This window comes from Neorhizobium sp. P12A (assembly GCF_008365395.1).
Lineage (GTDB): Bacteria > Pseudomonadota > Alphaproteobacteria > Rhizobiales > Rhizobiaceae > Rhizobium.
In genome coordinates this window covers 115,007-134,274 of the sequence record NZ_QOVX01000003.1, presented here as the reverse complement: position 1 = coordinate 134,274, position 19,268 = coordinate 115,007, and the positions used below count along the sequence as shown (strand labels likewise).

The following is a 19,268-nucleotide window of genomic DNA, read 5'->3' as shown; positions in this document are numbered from 1 at the left end:
CCAGTTGTCCCGTCATGCCGCCTTCGATATAGGCGGTTCAGCCGGAGGTCAAAGATTATCGTGAAGCTCGCAAGCTATAACATACAGTACGGGTTCGGTCTCGACGGCCGATACGATCTCGAGCGGATCTTCAGGAACCTCGCTGGTGCCGATATCATCGCCCTGCAGGAAGTAACCCGCGGATCGCCCGCCAATGACGGCGTCGATATGGTTGCTGCCATCGAAGATCTGCTGCCGGACTATTTCTCCGCCTATGGCCCGGCCTTCGATCTTCACGCCGGAACGGTCGTTAAGAACGGCCGGACGATTTCCCGCCGGCATCAGTTCGGCAACATGGTCCTGTCGCGCTGGCCTATCCTGTCGACCCGCACGCTGCTTTTGCCGCGCACCCGAACGGTCGGGAAACTCAATCTGCAGCGTGGCGCGACCGAGGCCGTCATTGAGACGCCAGCCGGCGCACTGCGCGTCTATTCCGTTCATCTCGATCATGTCTCCCCGGACGAGCGGATCGCGCAGATCGCCTATATCAGGGGTCGCGTTCACGGCTTCGTTGCCGAGGGCGGCACGCTTACCGGCGGTGCCGAAATCGATCTCGTCGATCCGCCGTTGCCGGAAGATTACGTGATGATGGGCGATTTCAACATGGTGCCGGAATCGCCGGAATATATCGCCTGCGTCGGCCACAAGGACGGATTCTACGGCCGGACGGCGCGCTTCGACACGCCGATCGACGCGCTCGATGCCGTCGGCTGGCACGCAAGCGATCGCTACAGCTGGGTCGAAGCCGGAAATCCTCAGAGGCGCATGCATCTCGATTACTGTTTCATCAATTCCGGCCTTGTTAGCCGGCTAAAATCTGCCCATGTCGATGTCGGGGCGGACGGATCCGATCACTTTCCAGTCTGGATCGAGATCGAGTGAATTGCGACCATCGCCGAACAAAAAGCGTCCGGCGATGGTTTGTTGATCAGGCAGCCTTCAATCAGGCGGCCCTCACTCAGGCGGCTTGAGGCCCCTGCAGCATTCCCGGCATCAGCACGGTTTCGATATGAGGGACCATGGTGCTACGCGCGAAGCTGTAGATCTCCGTGCAGCCGGTGATGCCGAAGCCGAGCCTCGACTGCAGCTTGAGCGAGGCCGGGTTATCGGCAAAGACGCCGGAGTGAACGGCGGTATCGGGCATGCGGCGGCCGAAACGCTCAAGCGTTGCGGCAACCGCCTCGCCCATGATGCCTCGCCGCCAGTAGTAGCGGTTCAGCCAGTAGGCGAGATGCCAGCGGCCATGCCTGAGCTCGAGCGACACGACGCCGATATGAACATCGTCGCGCTCGGTAATGGCCAACGCCCAGTCGTTGGTCACGCCAGATGCGCGGGGGACGAGCCAATCCAGCGCATCCTGCCGGTCATAGGGTGTCGGGACCCTCGCCATCATGCGAGTGATGGCGAAATCCGACAGCGACTGGGTGATCGCGTCCGCATCGCTCAATCGATGCGGGCGCAATGTCAGCCGAGACGTCCGGATGACCGGTGTCGGGCCTGCCTGCGGCAGGACACGATCCTGGCGGCGATGCAAAGTGGCGGCGTTCATCTCAGAACCCCCCAGCTTCGCAGCGAGATCCAGGTCTTGCGGTCAAGCCGGAACCATTCCACCGGTACGTTGCTGCCGAGCGCCAGAGAGGCCGCGAGGCCCGAGCCCTGGAACTGGAAGCCGCACTTGTGGATCACCCGCCTGGAGGCGACGTTCGTCACCCTGCAGCGGGCGTCGATCTGCTCGACGTCAGGACGCGTGCGGAAGACCATGTCGATCAAGGCATGGGCAGCTTCCGTCGTGTAACCCTTGTTCCAATAGGGTTCGCCCAGCCAATAACCGATCTCGACAGTTGCCGGATCTTCAGTCGGCTCTATGCCGCAGCACCCGAGAAAGGCGCCGTTGTCGGCTTTGGTGATCGCATAGACGCACTTGCCAATCGCGCCCGCCTTCGTGCGTCGCACGAAATCGGCTGCATCATTGACCGTGTAAGGGTGCGGCATACGCGATACCATAGTGGCGACGTTGGCGTTGTTGGCGAGATGGGCAAGGGCGTCAATGTCGTCTTCGTGCGGCGCGCGCAAAACGAGCCTTTCCGACAACAGGACGGGGCAATCGGTCCTTGACCTATCAGGCCTCAGCCTTTCCATGGAAGACCTTTGGTCTTCCCGGGGAGACCGCGATTGGCCTTCCCTCAACAATTCGCCTTGCATGTTCAGTCCTCCTGTTTGGACAAAGAAAAAGGGGAGATGGCGCCCCATCTCCCCTGTTTTCTGGACTGAACCTGGTGCGGTCAGCCGGGTCGATGAGACGCCGGCTGTTTTAGAGCGCTACCGGCTTATTCCGCTGCTTCCGCTTTCGGCATTACAGATACGTAGACGCGACCATTGGCCTTCGTTCGGTAGTTCACATTGCCGGCGGTAAGCGCAAAAATCGTATGATCCTTGCCGAGGCCGACGTTGGAACCCGGATGCCATTCGGTACCGCGCTGACGCACGATAATGTTGCCTGCGATGACGGCTTCGCCGCCGAACTTCTTCACGCCAAGGCGCTTGGACTGCGAGTCACGACCGTTGCGCGACGAACCGCCAGCTTTTTTGTGTGCCATTGGAGTTCTCCTTTAAACCTTGTCTCGTGTTCGATTACTGGGCAGCCACGATGTCCGTGATACGGACAACCGTGTGATGCTGGCGATGGCCGCGCGAGCGCTTGGAGTTCTGACGACGGCGCTTCTTGAAGGAGATGACCTTCGGGCCGCGGTTATGCTCCACCACTTCGGCCTTGACGGAGGCACCCTTGACGAAGGGCGCGCCAATCGCAGCATCGGCGCCTTCGCCGACTACGAGTACTTCGGTGAATTCTACGGTTTCGCCAGCGGTGACTTCCAGCTTTTCGATGGTCAGCACGTCGTTTGCTGCCACACGGTACTGTTTACCGCCGGTCTTGATGACTGCGAACATATTATATCCTTTCATGTTCGTTCCGGCTCTGCCCGCAATAGAGCAAGCGGCCGTCTTTTTCTCAGTCGAGGTTTAGCAGGGATTTCGAAGGCCAAGGCCCAGAATTCTGTCTGCCGGTGAAACCCTGCACTATGGCAAGGCGGCAAGGCACGGAATACACCACACCTACTGCGCAGGCGGGATACGCGAGGCCGGCAAAACTGTCAAGACAAAAGCATGACAGACTTCAATATTCGCGCTTGCCATCGTCCGCGACTATGGCTATGTACCGCCCCGCGCAACACATATGCGCCGACCAAATATGCGGAGAGGTGGCAGAGTGGTCGAATGCACCGCACTCGAAATGCGGCATACCTGCAAGGGTATCGTGGGTTCAAATCCCACCCTCTCCGCCACTGGTAACTGATTGATTTTAATGTGAAATTCGCCGTTTTAGGGTTGTTTCTACCCACGAAAATACCCGGCGAATCATGTATCTCACTCACCGAAAAAACGGCGTCCGGTTCCAGATCGCCGTCCCCATGGACCTCCGCCCCCGACTCGGTCGGACACCGATCCGAATCCCGCTGGGTATGGTTTCGGCCACCACCGCAAGGCGAATCGCCCGTTTACTCTCTGGTCACGCCGAACGCCTATTCATCGCCGTGAGATCACAGGAGATGGACGCCATGACGAAACCAGACCTTCGAGACGCCCTCATCGTGGAGCTTCAGGGCCAGCTCGAAGCGATGGCCGACCAGTTCAGGGAATACCGGACGAACTCGGAACGCCTGCTGGCCTTCGAGATCGAGAACGCCCGCCTCTCCGGGGAGAACGAAGTCTTGGCGCGGGTCGTTCCAATCGGCGAGCATCTGGCAGCCGTCGCGGACGGAATGGAAGCGCTTGAGACGAAGGTGCGCAGCCTGCCCCGCAAGCAGCAGACGGACGTCGAGGACGCCCTTGCCCTCTTGCAAAGCCAGATGGTGTCGCTGTCCCAAAAGGTTCAAATGTCGCTCGATGGAGGCCCTACCAGACCGCTCCTGTCGGAAGTGTTGGAAGACTGGACCGAGGTCCGCAACGGCTTCGGCATCGACCCGAAGAAGATCAACACCGACCGGAATCGCATTCTGGATTTCATCGAGTTCGCGGGGGACAAGCCCGCCAACAAATATTCCTATTACGACATCCAGCGGTTCGCGAACCTTCTTGTGCGGGTGCCGGGAAACTACTCGAAAATACCGGAAATCAAGGGCAAGCCACGGCAGGACGCCGCAGACTATAACGACCGGCTGCCTGCCGACCAGCGCCTTCCCACGCTCTCTGCGAAATCGATCGAAGACAACTACCTCTCCCCGCTGCGGGTGCTCTTCCGCGACGTCGCGGCAGAGCACAGCTTCCGATCGCCGCTCAGCGACGTCGAGATTCGAATCTCGGCAGACGCGACACCATCAGTCGAGCGGCAGCCCTTCGCGGTACCGGAACTGAACCTCTGGTTTGCCCATGCGGCCAAGGAGGCGCGCGCGGATATGAAATGGTTGCCGCTGCTCGGCACCATCACGGGCGCCCGCATAGCAGAGCTCATCTTCCTTCAGGGAAAAGACATATACCGCATGATAGGTGACGACGCCGCCGAATACTGGGTCCTCGATCTTCGCACCGATATCGCGACTGAGGACGGCGGCACCTCGAAGCGAAAGGTCAAGAACAAGCCATCGCGCCGGCTGATCGCCATCCACGAAGTGTTTGAGACAGTGGGTTTCATTGAGTATGTGCAATCCCGCAAGGCCGACGAGTGGATATTCCCGGCTGCGTTCTACTACGGCAAGAACCGCGTTGCCGATCCCGCCGATGCCGCGAGCAAGCGCATGAACCGGATGTTGCAGGATGTCGGCATTCACAAGAGGCAGGAGTTCGTATTTCACAGTACACGTCACACGGCGAAGGACCTCATGAGGATGGCTCGGGTGGATGAACGAACACACGATCTCCAGACGGGCCACGCACTCACGACTGTATCGAAGCGCTACGGCTCAAAGACCCTGGTCCCACAGGAACTCGAAGTGCTGCGCAGCTTGCCACTCCCGGATGGCCTCGACCTGTCGCCGTACACTCTATCAGCATCGTCACGATAACCTCGCGGAGGCTCTGCCTCCTAGCGGCGCCTTCGGCTTGCCCGCCTCCGCCCTCATTGGCGGGGGCCTAGTCCGGTGCAGGGCTCAGATGCGGCCTGTCGGCCTTCCTAAGACCTGCACCGGGGGCGGTAGGATGGGTCGCTCCGGTCCGTCAACGGCAATCAGCGGAACCGTGTCCTCACCCGCCTACGGCGGTCTGCGGGCCGCACCACTTCCGCAGATTCCCATTGACTGCCCTCTCGCTCAGGAAATCCCATTAGATCCGCGTTAGATCTGTTGGCATCTTTCCGAGCGGCGTCCTGGGCTCCAACTCTCGAATCTGCTATAAAATCATTGTTTTACAATGCTTTATGGAGATTTCCGATGGAGACGACGACAACGACAATCAGAGGGCTCGCGGTGGATGTTCTCGTGATAGAGACGACGCACCATGACGCACGCGGCATCCTCTTCTATCTGGCCATCGTCATCGTCCGTAGCCGCAAGACGGGCGTCGAACGGGTCGCACGCCGGTCCCGCATTCCGGGAGCCGGGAAAGCCCTCGTTCGCGACGTCCAACGAATGGGCGTCCGGGCGCTCGACGGTCTGGCAGCGTGACGGGAGGCATCACATGAAAAACGAAGCAGAACTTCAGCCACCGATTTTCTCGCTCTCGACCCACGGCTCGAAATGCAGATCGTGCGTCATGCCCCGGCTACTCGTGCAGGATTTCCGTGACTGGGATCACACACACGACGGAGACCTAGACGAGGCGATCATGCAGCATGTGGAGCGGCGGTGCGGGAGCTGTCAGGACAGCGTTTGGGCGGAGCAAGAAGACGGCTTCCACTTTAAAATCAGCATATATCAGAAAGACTAAAAGAAGCGGGGCCGTTAGGCCCGTTTTCATGCGGCGTCGAAGGTTTCCGACCGCGCTTCTTTGGCCTTCTCGGCTTTATAGCGAATCTTCCGCTCCACTATTTTGTCCCACCGTTCGTCACTAATGTCATCCAGAGCGCAGTTGAGCATGAACTCCACGTCCTCATCTGCCCTGGCGGCAGCCTCCTTTGCTCGCTCGAAGAGGAACCCCCAGAGTTCGATCGAATGCTCGCTGAGCGCCCGATCGATGACGATCGCGACCATACTTCCTCGCTCCGCCGCTAGCTTCTCGGCGCGCTCGACCGTCGACGCCCACAGATCGACGCGTCGGTTCTGCCACGAAGGCCGATGCTTCTGCCGATACTGCCGCGCCCGCTCCGCCGCCGTCATAACCTCGCCGGCTTTCGACGGACGCCCACGCTTGCGCTTCGCCGGAATTTCTGACACGCTCTCCGTCACGGAAATCATTTCCTCCGAGGGACCGTTTTCCGTTGCGGCTTCCGTCACGTTATCGCCGGATAGCAGGAAACCAGCGATCTCCTGCATCGATATCTGCGCGTTTTTCAGCATCTGTATCTCTCCCTTTTTCCCGACGACAACCGTCACCTAAAAAATGGTCAGAGCAGACGAATCCGTCGTCAAGCGCCGATTTCCGTGACGCCTAATTTTCTCTGAATTCGGGTGGGCTGGGATACCGGACGACACGACGGACGCGACGAGAAGGCCGTTTCTGACGTCCCCTTTTTTTAATTCAGGCCGTCAGACCCGGTTTTCGCGCCCGGAGCGGGCATCGGCGATTTCGTCGTATAAGCTCACGATGGCGTCGGCCAGCCGCTCGACCGCCGCAGGATTCATCGCAGGCCGCGCCAGCAGGTCGGCGAACGCGGCGTCCAGCGCATTGAGATGCTGCCGCTGGGCATCTGTCAGATGACCGAGGATCGCCCCGGCGTCGAATTCATTTTCAGTTACGTTCATCGTCTTATTTCCTGCTGCCGGGTCCCGGCCCGGCTTCAACTTCGACATCCGGCTCCGGCGGCGGGGCCGGCTCTGGCCCTGGGAGAGACGCGACACGCGCAGCGGCGAGAGCACGCGCACAGAGCACGGCGGGCGTCACTCCGGCTCCGAGCATCCGGAGCTGAGTCCGATCGTCAGACGCGATCGCGCTGCGCAGCCAGTCGCGAGCGGCTTCCGGGACGCGCTGCGCGAGCAGTTCACGCGCCGCCTCTCGACGCCGGGGAGATCGAGAGTCCAGATCACGCACGAGGCGCCGCCAAGGTCGCGGCTCTGGGCGCAGCCCCGGCGTCGGCGTCTCGGTCGCCGTTACGACTGCGCCGGGCTCTGGATCGAGCCCGCGCTCGCGAGCCCACGCGTCGCGCCCGAGAGGATATCCCGGCGGTGGATCGTAGCGTGACCGGCGCGACGTCGAGACCCCAGGTAGCTCCGGGACCGGCGGTACCAGAGCAAGCAGCGCGGACAGCAGCGCGAGGAGCTGGAGCATCGTCTTGCCCGCCGGGTTGCCGCGCTGCGCGCGATGTCGGGCAAGGTCCCGGCGCATCTCGTCTATGCATGTCCGACGTCGGCGTTCTCGTCTCTCCGAATCCTTGCTCATGACCGTCTCCGAATCCTTCCAAGAAGGATGCGCGCCGGCTGGATTCGACGCAAACCGGAATGGGCGTCGCGACGCGCGAACGAAGGATTCGAACTGATTCCGGGTGGGTTACTACCCGGCGACGTCGCGCGAACGCGACGAGAGGGCCTCTCCTGACGTCCCCATTTTTTGAAATCAGTGATTCTCGGAGGTTTTCGGGCTCCGGGCGTCCCGGAGCCGGAGACGTCGAGGGCGGCGTCGCCATGCGGCCTATCCTTAACCGCGAGCTCACGGCAACTTTGCGCCACAAGCGGTCACAGATTGCGGCCCCAACAAGCTCGCCTTAATCGGGCGATATATTCGCGGGTGGATATCCAACGACCCTCAGATCCGCGTAGGTTCCGTAGTTTACAGTAACGTACTTCATTGGCGGCTAATAATCTGAGACACTTTGCAACCGCAAGTGAACTTAAGGCATACGTCTGCAGCATTGCTACCGAGTTTCAGCCCACGAGAGAGTATTTTGAGGGCGGGAAAGTATCGGCCGCTTATCCGTTTTGGCTATAGTCCAACAGGGGCATTGAACGATGAAAACGCGCGTCTACCTCGCGGTGCTCGCCGCCAGTTGTTTTTCCGTCTTTCCCGCCGTCGCCCAGGAACTCACGGGGCCACCCGGTTCACCCAGCGCCACGTCGACGATCGACGGCCAGTCGCTACCGGCTGCGCCACCGGCGTTCGGCGGGACCATCAACCTCGACGCCAAGGACTCAAACCCATGGTGGCCGCCCGCCGTGGTGCCGCCGAAGGGCGCGCCGAACGTGCTGCTGATCATGACCGACGACGCAGGCTACGGCGTCGCGGGCACCTTCGGCGGCGTTATCCCGACGCCGACGCTCGATCAGGTCGCGGCCAACGGCCTGCGCTTCACGCAGTTCCACTCCACCGCGCTGTGCTCGCCCACCCGTGCGGCGCTGATCACAGGGCGCAACCACCATTCGGCGGGCTTCGGGGTGATTGCCGAGCAGTCTACTGGCTTTCCGGGATATGATGCGATCATCGGTCCCGACAACGCCACGATCGGTAACATCCTCAAGGACCACGGCTACGCCACCTCTTGGATAGGCAAGAACCACAATACCCCAACCTACGCGCTCTCCACCTCGGGGCCGTTCGACCAGTGGCCCTCTGGTATGGGCTTCGACTATTTCTACGGCTTCCAAGGTGGCGAATCCAACCAATGGACGCCTTGGTTGTTCCGTAACCACGATCAGATCTTTCCGTGGAAGGACCAGCCTGGCTACAACCTGGTCACTGGTATGGCCGACGACGCCATCGACTATCTGCGCAAAGTCAATGCCGCGACGCCGGAGAAGCCATTCTTCATGTACTATGTCCCCGGCGCAACCCACGCCCCGCACCAACCCACGCAGGAATGGATCGACAAGTTCAAGGGCAAGTTCGACATGGGCTGGAACGCCATGCGCGACGAGATCTTCGCCAACCAGAAACGGCTCGGCGTGATTCCGGAGAACACCCAGTTGACGCCGTGGCCGGATGACCTTCCCAAATGGGATACGCTATCGGCGGATGAAAAGAAGATGTTCGCCCGTCAAGCGGAAGTATATGCTGCCTACGTTGCTTATGCCGACTATGAGATCGGCCGGGTGATCGACGAGGTCCGCAAGCAAGGCAAGCTCGACAACACGCTGATCATCTACATCGAGGGCGACAACGGCACCAGCGCCGAGGGGTCAACCATCGGCACCGCCTTCGATCTGGCGGCGATCCAGGGGATCAACATGCCGGTCGCTGACCAGCTCAAATACTACGACGCCTGGGGCGACCCGACGACCGAGCCGCATATGTCGGTCGCCTGGTCCTGGGCTTTCGACACACCGTTCAAGTGGACCAAGCAGATCGCCTCGCACTTCGGCGGCACCCGCCAGGGCATGGCGATGTCCTGGCCTGGGCACATCACCGACAAGGGCGGCATCCGCAGCCAGTTCCACCACGTGATCGACATTGTGCCGACGATCCTCGAGGCCACCGGCATCCAAGCGCCACAAACGGTGAACGGCATCGCCCAAAAGCCGATCGAAGGCGTCAGCATGGCCTATACCTGGTCGAAGGGAGCCAAGGACGTACCCTCCGCTCGCACGACCCAGTATTTCGAGATGTTCGGCGATCGCGCGATCTACCATGAAGGCTGGATTGCCTCCACCACGCCGCCGGCCGGGCCCTGGCTGATGGGACTCGGCAAGCTGCCCGATGTGATCGACGGGTATAATTGGGAGCTTTACGACCTGACCAAGGACTATTCGCAAGCCAACGACCTCGCGGCAAAGGAACCGGCGAAGCTCAAGGAACTGCAGGATCTCTTCCTGGTGGAAGCCGCGAAGTATCAGGTGTTGCCGCTGGACAACTCCGTCGCCGCGCGCTTACTCGCGCCACGGCCAAGTGCCACCGCGGGCCGAACCGAGTTCGTCTATTCGGGCGAACTCTCGGGCTTGCCAGCCGCCTCAGCGCCCAATCCGCTGACCCGCTCCTATACGATCACCGCCGACGTCGAGGTCCCGCAGGGCGGCGGGGAAGGCATGCTCGCCACGCTTGGCGGCCGCTTCGGTGGCTACGGCCTCTATCTGCTCAAGGGCAAGCCAGTCTTCACCTACAACATGCTGGGGCTGGAGCGCTTCCGGTGGGCCGGCGAGGCGGCGCTGACGCCCGGCAAGCACAGCGTCGTCTTCGACTTCACGTACGAGGGGCCGGGCTACGGGAAGGGCGGCAAGGGTGTGCTAAGCGTCGACGGCGCGATGGTGGCCGAGCAGTCAATCCCGCACACCATCCCATTCCTGGTGACGATTGACGAGTCGTTCGACGTGGGTGTCGACACCCGTAGCGCGGTCGACGACAACGACTACCAGGTGCCGTTCCGCTTCACCGGAACGCTCGACAAGCTGACGGTGAAGGTCGGGCCGCCGCAGATCTAGGCGGCTCCCACCCCCAGGTGTGCGGGCATCTCGCAAGCCTCGTCTTCAGTGTCCCTCGCCACGGGGGCACTGACTACCGAATGGAAAGCATCACCGACGCGCAAACTCGCTTTGAAACCGACGCACCTCGCTCGCCTGATGATTTGATGCGACGGGAGATCCGCAATGGGCGATCGCGGATGGGCGCGAGGAACGATTACCGTCCAGGCGTCGGCCCCATGCTCGCCTCCGGTTCCGGCTCCGGGGGACGAAGCAGCACGACCTCGCGGCGCGCGGCATCTCGCTGCGCCGTCGTCTCCGTCAAAGCGGCGTCGAGAGTGTAGGCACGCTCCTCGGCCTTCCGGCGGGCGATGTCGGCGGCGCTAGCCCGGTCGAACGCGGACGACACCTGTTCCCGCAGCGCGTTCATCTCGCCCTCGACGCCGCGCCGGATGCGATCGACGACCTTCGACTGCCGGAAGCCATCCCATGCGGTCCTGAGGAGCGACGGCAGCCGTTGTAGCCTAGCCGATGCCCGACGAACCTTGGCTGCCTCCTCGCGGACGTGGGACACCATCGAGCGCGCTTTCCGCTGCTCTGCGACTGCAGCGTCGTGAGCAGCTTTGGCGGCGTCTGTTGCCGTCCTTGCGGCGGCGAGACGTCGAGCGGCCTCCGCCGTCGCGGCGTCGGCTTCAGCCCGGAGCGCGGCGGCAGTCGTCTCCGCCGTCGAGACCAGCGTCTCCACTTCGGCTTTTTTCGTGATGATATGCGTCTCGATTTTCGCCTTGACGACGGCAGCGCGGTCGAGAGCCGCTTGCAGCGCCTTCGCTTGCGCGTTCTCGCGCTGCCACTCCCCGCGCGGTAGGTTGCGGCGTCGAGGGCCGATCCGGGCGAGGCCGCAGGGAATGCCGACGGCATCGTGGTACGAGTCCTGCCACGCGCGTAGCGCCTGCTTATACGCGGCGTCGCCGCGCTTCGACAGTGTCTTCGAATCCTCGCCTTCGGCGGGACCGGCCGCCATCGCTGCGCGCTTCGCGGAGACGCCGGGGTGATGCCGCAGCGCTCGCATTTCCGGGTCGTCGGTCGGAACGATATATGCGTGGATGTGAAAATGGGATTCGTCTTCGTGCCGGACGACGGACTTCAGATCGCTGCCATATTGTGAACGAAGCCAGCCGATTGTTCGCCGCTCCCATACCTCGGCTTCTTTCCGTTTCTCTGGGTCGGCGCGGACGCCGTCCATGGTGTACGGGTGACTTGCGATGACCGTGTGCAGCGTCTTGTGGTCCTGCCGGAGTCGACGGGGCTTGCCGTCCTTGGGCGTCGTCCGCGCGGCGTCGGCGGCGGCATCGTGCAGCGCCTCGACGTCCGCGACGTCGAGTCCATAGACGACGGTCGGTGGTGCAGGATTCGCGACGTGGACGCACGCGGACGGATCGCGGCGGGCCTCGGCGAAAATGAAAGCCGTTGAACGGCCCTTGCCGTCGCCTTTCCGCGAGAAGGACTCGAGATGAATGAACTGGTAGGCCACCGCCGACTACAGAGCCTCCTCGAAGTCGAAATCGATGCCCTGAGTGAAGCTCGCGACGAGCTGTACCCGATCGAGGAAGTCGCGATCACTCAGATGAGCGAAGCCGCCGTTCAAGTCGGTCCGATCCTGCGAAAAGCTGGCGTACCGTCCCGCGCTCTCCCAGACGACACCGTACCACGACGTTGGTAGGCGAATGACCTTGAGCCGTGCGGAGGCAATCGGTCCCTGATTGGTGATGATGATGTGCCGTTCGTATTCCTGCATTACGCTCCTCCAATGCTGGTGGAAGAATCGTGAGTGCCGGCGGAGCCGAGAACAAGTAGTAGAGACCGGCTACTGCTAGCTGCGCTAGCACCGGCCCTGCCGGGGGCCTCTCCCGAGGGGCGCTCGCGCGGCGCCTGGCGGGGGGCCTTGTCGCCGTCCTCCCGGACGGCGAGACCTAACGTGAAATCACATTAGGTCATGGTGACGTCGCGGTGCCCGACGTCACGCCGCGATGCGGCAAGCGGCGGCAGACGCCCGCCGTTCGAGCAGCCGGGCGGCGCTCGCGTCGAGGTCCGCCCGCCACCTCGCCCACATCGACACGACGGCGGGCGACTCGAACGGGATGTCGTCGTCTTCTGCGGTCGGTCGGGGTGCCAGACGGACGACTGTCGCCCCCTCGAAGAGCCGGACGAGGCTCTTCGTGTCGTCGTCCAGCTCGTCCGGCGGCACTTCCTCGTCGTCGTCTCCGATCTCTTCCTCGACGCTTCGGACAGTTGGCCCACATGTGTGGACTATATAAGCTTCAGCGGCTTCCGCCGCTTCGCGTATATCGTCTGCCGATATCGCGGCGTCGAGCGCCATCCGCGCCACGCGCAGCGCTTCTTCCGGCTCCGGCCCGAAGTTGTCGTCCCAGTCCTGCCGCGCGCGAGCCTTCCACGCCTCGATGTCGCCGCCGTGTTGATTTCCACTGAGAGCTGACCCGGCGTTTCCACCGAGAAGTGACCCGCCTTTAGGTATCGTTCGTGTTGGTCGTGGTGGTCAAGTTCCTGCGTTTCTCCTTCGTTGTTTTGGGGTCATGCGCCGAGCTATTCTTGAAGCGGAAGCTGTCGTTTCCGGTTTCGAGGATGTGGCAGTGGTGGGTAAGCCGGTCGAGCAGTGCAGTGGTCATCTTGGCATCGCCGAAGACGCTGGCCCATTCGCTGAAGCTGAGATTGGTGGTGATGATGACGCTGGTGCGTTCGTAGAGTTTGCTCAGCAGGTGGAAGAGCAACGCCCCACCTGAAGCACTGAATGGTAGATAGCCAAGCTCGTCGAGAATGACGAGATCGGAATGGACAAGGCGATTGGCGATCTGTCCCGAGCGCCCTTGTGCTTTTTCCTGTTCCAATGCGTTGACCAGTTCCACGGTTGAGAAGAACCGGACCCGCTTGTGGTGATGCTCGATGGCCTGGACACCGATCGCTGTGGCGATGTGCGTCTTACCTGTGCCGGGACCGCCAACCAGGACAATGTTGTTGGCGTCGTCGAGGAATTCGCAACGGTGGAGCTGTTGCACGAGCGCCTCGTTGATCTCGCTGCTGGCGAAGTCGAAGCCGTTCAGATCGCGGTAAGCAGGAAAGCGTGCGATCTTGAGCTGATAGGCCGTCGATCGCACCTCTCGTTCGGCCGTTTCCGCTTTCAGAAGCTGTGACAGGATCGGAATGGCAACTTCGAACGCCGGTGCTCCCTGTTCTGTCAGCTCTCCGACGGCTTGAGCCATGCCGTGCATCTTCAATTGCCGTAGCATGATGACAATCGCACCGCTTGCCGGGTTATGACGCATGACGAACCTCCGTCTTTCTCAAGGTATCGTAGCGTTCGACATTGGCCTTAGGCTCATTGTTGAGCACCAGTGCCTGAGGTGCGTCGAGGGTCGGCGGTGTGAAGGATTTGCCATCGACAAGGCGATGCAGCAGATTCAATACATGGGTCTTGGTCGGAACACCGGACTTCAGCGCCATGTCGACGGCTGACAACACAGCCTGCTCATCGTGCTGAAGGACAAGCGCCAGGATATCGACCATCTCGCGGTCGCCACCTGGCTTCTTGAGCAGGTATTGCTGCAGGTTCTTGAATGCGTCGGGTAGCTCGGCGAACGGAGCACCATTGCGAAGAGCGCCTGGTTTGCGCTGTACCACCGCCAGATAATGCCGCCAGTCGTAGATGGTCTGTCCCGGTCGGTCATGGGAGCGATCGATGACGCGATGATGCTCGCAGACGATTTGGCCTTCCGCTGCGATAACGACACGATCCGGATAGACCCGCAGGCTTACTGGCCGATTGGCGAAAGAGGCCGGAACGCTGTAGCGATTGCACTCCAGATGCACGAGGCAGGTTGGCGTCACCCGCTTGGTATATTCCACAAAGCCGTCGAACGGCCGGGAAACAGGCATGAGAGCCGGTGCTTCCTCTGCCCAGATGTCGGCAATGGTGCCGCGCATTTGACCGTGCGGGGTCTTTGCCCAAAACTCCTTGCATCGAAGCTCAAGCCAATCATTCAGGGCTTCCAATGATGGAAAGCGCGGGATCGGTTGAAAGAAACGATGACGCGCATCCTGAACGTTCTTCTCGACCTGCCCCTTCTCCCAACCTGAAGCCGGATTGCAGAACTCGGGCTCGAACAGGTAGTGGCTGGCCATCGCCATGAAGCGGACGTTGACGTCACGCTCTTTTCCACGGCCAACCTTGTCGATCGCTGTGCGCATGTTGTCGTAGATGCCACGGCCAGGAATTCCACCGAAGACGCGGAATGCATGATTGTGCGCGTCGAACAGCATCTCGTGGGTCTGCAGCAGGTAGGCCCGGACGATAAAGGCACGGCTGTAGCTCAGCTTCGTATGTGTCACCTGCAGCTTGGTGCGCTCATTGCCGATGATGGCCCAGTCCTCCGACCAGTCGAATTGGAAGGCCTCGCCCGGCTCGAACGCCAAAGGCACAAATGTCCCGCGGCCCGTCGTCTGCAGTTCCCTCTGCCGATCGTCCCGCCACTCCCGAGCAAATGCAGCTACTCGATTGTAGGAGCCCTCGTAGCCAAGGCTGACCAGATCGGCATGCAACTGCTTCATCGTCCGCTTCTGCTTGCGGCCCTTCTTGGATTCTGTCTTCAGCCAGGCCGACAACCGATCCGCAAACGGATCAAGCTTGCTCGGCCGCTCAGGGACGTTGAACTTCGGCTCCACACCGCCGGCGCGCAGGTATTTGCGGATGGTATTCCGGGACAGGCCGGTCCTGCGGCAAATCTCCCGGATCGATAGATGCTCTCGAAAATGCCAGCGTCGGATCACGCTCAGTAATGCCATGTCGATCACTCCAGAGCCCCCGCTGAAAACATGCGAGGGACGGTTGAAACATGGGTCAATTCTCAATGGAAATATCTGGCTGCGCCGGGTCAGCTCTCAGTGGAAATCAACACCTCTATCAAATAGTCGTGAAAATGAATATTCGAGGGGTCGTCCTCGCAGTCACCGATAAACCCGCTCCGAATAGGCGCCCATTCCAGTCCTGATCATCAGCTCGTAGAGCATGCGGCGGCCGATCGGATTGTGGAGACGGATGACCCTGGAGTCCAGGAAGGTCGTTTCCGTCTGTTCGAAGGCGTTCAGGTCCGAGGCGTCGGCAATCGCATTGTAATAGAGGTCGTGAAAGTCGCGGCGGCAGACATAGGTCTTGTATTTCGTCATGCAGAAAGCCGCAAAACTATCTGCGTGTTCGCGCAGGAAGTCGGCGACGCCGACGGTTACCTCCGGCCAGGCGGGATTGAAGGTGTCGTCGAAGGCGATGATGCCGTGGTCGGCCAGGCTGTGCATGGCAAGCCGGCTGTCGGAGACGACGTCCGAGAGAGCGTGGCCGCCATCGATGCTGAAGAAGCGGACCTTTCCGGCTTTTTCAGTGATATCTGCCGCAGCAAGGCGGGTGCTGTCGCCCCTGATGATGAGGTCTTCTTCAATGGGAATGCCCAGCCGGCGGCCGTTTTCCAGAAAGCGGCCGTATTGCGGAGAGATCCCGTCGGCCGTCTGGCCGATATCGAAGAGATCGATCGCAACGATCTTTTCGGCATCGCCGCCGATCCGTTTGAAGAGGAAATAGGAACGGCCATAGAAGACGCCGATCTCGGCGATAGGCCCTTCCAGGCCGGCCTGCTTCTGCGTCTGAAGCAGGGACAGAAAGACTAGCGCGTCGGGTGGATCAATATATCCTTCGATCGTCTGCAGATCATGAAAAACAAACTTTCGAAGCGATGAGTTCATACAGGTATGCCCCCAATTTTCCAATGTTTCGGACAATAATAATGTTCGAAAATTGTCATTTAATGGGCGGGGTAATTCAGCTTAAATCAGACTATGTCTCATTTTGAATGAAACGCTCTGTTATGATAATAACATTGGCGTTGAAATCAGTTTCAAGTCACCGATATCTTCTCGGTTGTCACTATCTTTTCAGCCGTATTATTCAGCACGCCCGATAGTTGCGATCAATCGCGGATTTGATGCTGCGTCGGCGACGACTAACCATCGGACGACCGCGCGTAAGACGCGGCCTCCGTGTGGTTTCGAAGCGAATCTATAGCTGATTCTGGAACCCTATTCAGTCGAGCCTTCCGGCTCCGTGGGCTTGGGCTTGCTCCCGGACAGGCGCTTCAGCAAGTTGGTCTTTGCCTTGGTGGCCCTGCTGACCTTGAGGGCGCGGTTGGCGGCCTTGGCCTGTTCCAGCATCATTTCGATCTGAATCTGCTGGATTTCGGTCAACCGTTCCCATTGGCGATTGAGAAGGTGATCGACCTTTTCATGAAGGTGGCGGATTTCGAGTTCCGCTTTCAGGTTGACCTTGTAGTCGTTGAGCGCACGCAGCCGATCCTTGGCTTCCTGGCGCCGCTGGCTCATCATGATGATCGGCGCCTGCAGCGCGGCGATGGTCGAAAGGATCAGATTCAGCAGGATAAAGGGATAAGCATCGAAGGCGTTTGTCGCGCCCATGATAAGGTTGATGCTCATCCACACCGTCAGGAAGACGCAGAACGAGATTATGAACGTCCAGCTGCCGCCGAAGCTCGCGACGATGTCGGCCATGCGGTCGCCGATCGAGCGGTGATCCTCGTAGTCTTCTTCGATGTTCTCCGCCAGAGTGTCATGCGTCTTCAGGCTCTCGACAACCTCGTCCTCGAGATTGGAAAGCTCGCCGCGTTCATCCTTCAGCAAATCGGCGATGTACTGGCCGCGATATTCGTCGACTGCCTTGCGGCTCAGATAATCGTCGGAGCGAATGCCGGGGTGCTTCTGGCGCACGAATTCCGCAAGGGACGGGCGCAGGTCGTCGAAATGGATGGCATCCTTTTTCTTGAGCGTCGCCCCGGTGATCGCATCGATCAGCTTGACCGACTTCGCCTTGGCCTGTGCCAGGCTCTTGGTGTAGTCGCCCATCTCGACGGTGGCGGCTTCGCCTTCGCCCGCGTCGAAGTCGACTATTTCGCCGGTCGAATCCAAATCACCAGTTCCGGTCATGCAAAGCTCCTCCTACGCGATTGGGCGTTTCGTCTAGTCAATGATCAGAACAGGATTATGACTGCAGATTGGCGGCCGCGATCGACTTCGATGCAAAGGTCTCTTCCTTCGCTTCGCTTTAGACAGCAAGACTGCTCCGATCCGTCGGTTATCGCAGATGTGATCTTGAAAAACGGTAAAATAGCGATGATTGGCGGAGCATGCAGATGACTGCATGCGCATTACTCCAGCGAGCCTACGCCGGGCGCTCGCGGCCGATCTAGCGAGGCGCTCCAAGATATATGCATGTCGCGAAATAAACTGGTGATCCCGACGCGATTCGAACGCGTGACCCCCAGATTAGGAATCTGGTGCTCTATCCTGCTGAGCTACGGGACCACTCAGACGCATCCATACAAAAGCAAGGGCTTAAAGCCAAGCCCTTTTGCGTTGCGATGACAATATGTCTGAGCCCGGAAGCTTCAGGAATCCAGGCGCTGCTCGGCGAGGCGTACCCAGTAGGAGATGCCGTGGGCGATGACGTCGTCGTTGAAGTCGTAGGCGGCGTTGTGCAGGTTTGCGCTGTCGCCGTTGCCGATGAATATGAAGGCGCCGGGGCGGGCGTTCAGCATGTAGGAGAAATCCTCGCCGCCCATCAGGGGATCGACCTCGGCATTGACGTTCTGGTCGCCGGCGATGACGCGGGCTGCGGCTGCCGCGTGCTCCGTCTCAGCGGCGTGGTTGAACGTGACAGGGTAGTTGCGGTGAAAGTGGATTTCCGCCTCAGCGCCGTGAGCGGATGCAAGGCTGGTCACGATCTGACGCAGGCGATGCTCGGCGATGTTACGGACTTCGTCATCGAGCGTGCGCACGGTGCCGGCGAGGCTCGCCTCGTTCGGGATGACGTTGTGGGCAAAGCCGGCATTGAACTTGGTAACCGATACAACCACCGACCGAAGCGGATCGACGGTACGCGATGCAATAAGCTGCAGGTTGGCAACGACCTGCGCGCCGATGGCGATCGGGTCGATCGCCATGTGAGGCATTGCCGCATGACCGCCGCGGCCCTTGATGGTGATGGTGAATTCATCAGTTGCTGCCATGATCGCGCCTTTTCGGATCGCGAACTGGCCGACCGGCAGGCCCGGCAGATTGTGCATGCCGTAGACTTCCTCGATGCGGAAGCGCTCCATCATGCCATCCTTGACCATGAGATTGCCGCCGCCGCCGCCTTCTTCGGCAGGCTGGAAGATGACTGCAATATTGCCGTTGAAATTGCGCGTCTCCGCCAGGTATTTGGCCGCGCCCAGAAGCATGGCGGTGTGGCCGTCGTGGCCGCAGGCATGCATCTTGCCCGGCGTCGTGGAAGCCCAGGGCTTGCCGGATATTTCCGTTATGGGCAGCGCGTCCATATCGGCGCGCAGGCCGATGGTGCGTCCGTCGCCCTTGCCGCGGATCAGGCCTACGACGCCGGTGCGGCCAATGCCCGTCACGATTTCGTCGACACCGAACTCCTTCAGCTTCTCAGCCACGAAGGCGGCGGTGTTTTCCACTGCGAACAGCAACTCCGGCCGTGAGTGGATAAAGCGGCGCCATTCGGTGACTTCGTCCTGGAGTTCCGCGGCTCTGTTCAAAATCGGCATGCTGAACTTTCCTGCTCAATAATATCGTCGGGTTAACATGGTCGGTTTCGTGGGCTTATCACAAGGCTGTGAGGCAGTCGAA

20 protein-coding genes and 2 tRNA genes are annotated in these 19,268 nt (G+C 60.5%); 6 read left to right on the top strand and 16 right to left on the bottom strand.

Going from position 1 to position 19,268, the window contains the following annotated elements; all coding sequences use genetic code 11:
- The first annotated feature begins 60 nt into the window (after positions 1–60).
- Positions 61–921 carry an endonuclease/exonuclease/phosphatase family protein gene (locus DTW90_RS12415; protein ID WP_149338677.1) on the top strand — a complete coding sequence of 287 codons (861 nt, stop codon included), beginning with the start codon at positions 61–63 and terminating at the stop codon, positions 919–921.
- A gap of 76 nt (positions 922–997) precedes the next feature.
- Here the strand turns inward: DTW90_RS12415 and DTW90_RS12410 are convergent, their stop codons facing one another.
- From DTW90_RS12410 to rplU, 4 genes are all read right to left on the bottom strand, one after another.
- Positions 998–1,588 carry a GNAT family N-acetyltransferase gene (locus DTW90_RS12410; protein ID WP_149338675.1) on the bottom strand — a complete coding sequence of 197 codons (591 nt, stop codon included), beginning with the start codon at positions 1,586–1,588 and terminating at the stop codon, positions 998–1,000.
- Positions 1,585–2,241, bottom strand: a complete 657-nt coding sequence (locus tag DTW90_RS12405) for a GNAT family protein (RefSeq protein WP_132521879.1) — start codon at positions 2,239–2,241, stop codon at positions 1,585–1,587. The genes DTW90_RS12410 and DTW90_RS12405 overlap by 4 nt, the downstream gene beginning before the upstream one ends.
- Before the next feature lie 125 nt (positions 2,242–2,366).
- Positions 2,367–2,636, bottom strand: a complete 270-nt coding sequence (gene rpmA, locus DTW90_RS12400) for a 50S ribosomal protein L27 (protein WP_003543909.1) — start codon at positions 2,634–2,636, stop codon at positions 2,367–2,369.
- A gap of 34 nt (positions 2,637–2,670) precedes the next feature.
- Positions 2,671–2,988, bottom strand: a complete 318-nt coding sequence (rplU, locus tag DTW90_RS12395) for a 50S ribosomal protein L21 (protein WP_132521877.1) — start codon at positions 2,986–2,988, stop codon at positions 2,671–2,673.
- 305 nt (positions 2,989–3,293) lie between these two features.
- Here rplU and DTW90_RS12390 point away from each other — a divergent pair.
- From DTW90_RS12390 to DTW90_RS12375, 4 genes are all read left to right on the top strand, one after another.
- Positions 3,294–3,383 (top strand) — tRNA-Ser (locus DTW90_RS12390).
- 273 nt (positions 3,384–3,656) lie between these two features.
- The gene (locus tag DTW90_RS12385; protein ID WP_149338673.1) at positions 3,657–5,099 is read left to right on the top strand and encodes a site-specific integrase; all 1,443 of its coding nucleotides are present in this window, start codon (positions 3,657–3,659) and stop codon (positions 5,097–5,099) included.
- A 363-nt stretch (positions 5,100–5,462) separates the two neighbouring features.
- On the top strand, positions 5,463–5,696 hold the full coding sequence (locus DTW90_RS12380) for a hypothetical protein (protein ID WP_149338670.1): 234 nt from the start codon (positions 5,463–5,465) through the stop codon (positions 5,694–5,696).
- 13 nt (positions 5,697–5,709) lie between these two features.
- Positions 5,710–5,958: a hypothetical protein gene (locus tag DTW90_RS12375; protein WP_149338668.1), complete on the top strand. Its 249-nt coding sequence runs from the start codon at positions 5,710–5,712 to the stop codon at positions 5,956–5,958.
- 26 nt (positions 5,959–5,984) lie between these two features.
- On the opposite strand, the gene DTW90_RS12370 is transcribed toward DTW90_RS12375, so the two are convergent.
- From DTW90_RS12370 to DTW90_RS12360, 3 genes are all read right to left on the bottom strand, one after another.
- Positions 5,985–6,527, bottom strand: coding sequence for a hypothetical protein (locus tag DTW90_RS12370; RefSeq protein WP_149338666.1), 543 nt, complete (start codon positions 6,525–6,527; stop codon positions 5,985–5,987).
- Between the two features lie 189 nt (positions 6,528–6,716).
- Positions 6,717–6,932, bottom strand: coding sequence for a hypothetical protein (locus DTW90_RS12365; RefSeq protein ID WP_149338664.1), 216 nt, complete (start codon positions 6,930–6,932; stop codon positions 6,717–6,719).
- A gap of 4 nt (positions 6,933–6,936) precedes the next feature.
- Positions 6,937–7,218, bottom strand: coding sequence for a hypothetical protein (locus tag DTW90_RS12360; RefSeq protein ID WP_149338662.1), 282 nt, complete (start codon positions 7,216–7,218; stop codon positions 6,937–6,939).
- A 914-nt stretch (positions 7,219–8,132) separates the two neighbouring features.
- Between DTW90_RS12360 and DTW90_RS12355 the strand changes: the two genes are divergently transcribed.
- Positions 8,133–10,532 (top strand): arylsulfatase, encoded by a 2,400-nt coding sequence (locus DTW90_RS12355; RefSeq protein ID WP_149338660.1) that lies wholly within the window; start codon positions 8,133–8,135, stop codon positions 10,530–10,532.
- A gap of 196 nt (positions 10,533–10,728) precedes the next feature.
- Here DTW90_RS12355 and DTW90_RS12350 read toward each other — a convergent pair whose 3' ends face one another.
- The 9 genes from DTW90_RS12350 to DTW90_RS12310 form a co-directional block, all read right to left on the bottom strand.
- Positions 10,729–12,042 carry a hypothetical protein gene (locus tag DTW90_RS12350; protein WP_149338658.1) on the bottom strand — a complete coding sequence of 438 codons (1,314 nt, stop codon included), beginning with the start codon at positions 12,040–12,042 and terminating at the stop codon, positions 10,729–10,731.
- 6 nt (positions 12,043–12,048) lie between these two features.
- Positions 12,049–12,306 carry a hypothetical protein gene (locus tag DTW90_RS12345; protein WP_149338656.1) on the bottom strand — a complete coding sequence of 86 codons (258 nt, stop codon included), beginning with the start codon at positions 12,304–12,306 and terminating at the stop codon, positions 12,049–12,051.
- A gap of 222 nt (positions 12,307–12,528) precedes the next feature.
- A complete protein-coding gene (locus DTW90_RS12340; RefSeq protein ID WP_149338654.1) occupies positions 12,529–12,888 on the bottom strand; it encodes a hypothetical protein in 360 nt (119 codons plus the stop codon).
- A gap of 148 nt (positions 12,889–13,036) precedes the next feature.
- Positions 13,037–13,849 carry an IS21-like element helper ATPase IstB gene (gene istB / locus DTW90_RS12335; RefSeq protein ID WP_149338652.1) on the bottom strand — a complete coding sequence of 271 codons (813 nt, stop codon included), beginning with the start codon at positions 13,847–13,849 and terminating at the stop codon, positions 13,037–13,039.
- Entirely contained in the window at positions 13,839–15,365 is a 1,527-nt protein-coding gene (gene istA, locus DTW90_RS12330; protein WP_149338650.1) for an IS21 family transposase, read from the bottom strand. The genes istB and istA overlap by 11 nt, the downstream gene beginning before the upstream one ends.
- Positions 15,366–15,527: 162 nt before the next feature.
- Positions 15,528–16,313, bottom strand: coding sequence for a class I SAM-dependent methyltransferase (locus DTW90_RS12325; RefSeq protein WP_149338648.1), 786 nt, complete (start codon positions 16,311–16,313; stop codon positions 15,528–15,530).
- A 333-nt stretch (positions 16,314–16,646) separates the two neighbouring features.
- Positions 16,647–17,564 carry a DUF1003 domain-containing protein gene (locus DTW90_RS12320; protein WP_149338646.1) on the bottom strand — a complete coding sequence of 306 codons (918 nt, stop codon included), beginning with the start codon at positions 17,562–17,564 and terminating at the stop codon, positions 16,647–16,649.
- A gap of 301 nt (positions 17,565–17,865) precedes the next feature.
- Positions 17,866–17,942 (bottom strand) — tRNA-Arg (locus tag DTW90_RS12315).
- Positions 17,943–18,025: 83 nt separating this feature from the next.
- Complete coding sequence (locus tag DTW90_RS12310; protein WP_149338644.1) at positions 18,026–19,186, bottom strand: M20 aminoacylase family protein; 1,161 nt, start codon at positions 19,184–19,186, stop codon at positions 18,026–18,028.
- Positions 19,187–19,268: the final 82 nt, after the last annotated feature.